The following is a 272-nucleotide window of genomic DNA, read 5'->3' as shown; positions in this document are numbered from 1 at the left end:
GGCGAGTTGGTTGAGGCGTACGAACGCGAAGGAGCGTTCGGCTGCGGTGTCGGCGTTGAAGTCCTCGAAGGCGGTGGTGTCGGCCAGCAGGTCGGTGGCGGTTTCGCCGGCGGCGAGGGTGGGTTCGCCGAGTTCGAACACGCCCGAGGCGGTGAGTGCTTCCTGGACCTGGGGGTCGGCGCGGAACGCGAGGGCGCGTTCTTTCAGGAGCAGGTACATGTTCATGTTGGCTTTGGCTGATTCCCAGACGCCGTCGTAGCCATCGGTGCGGG

General features: G+C 66.2%; 1 pseudogene. It reads right to left on the bottom strand.

Annotated features, from left to right (window positions below):
• Window positions 1–272 (bottom strand): annotated as a pseudogene (locus tag AC5RVN_RS17475) (xylose isomerase); the annotation flags it as partial.

This window comes from Arthrobacter sp. sptzw32 (genome assembly GCF_059089735.1).
The sequence above is the reverse complement of the archived record's forward strand: the minus strand, read 5'-3'. Positions and strand labels throughout refer to the sequence as shown.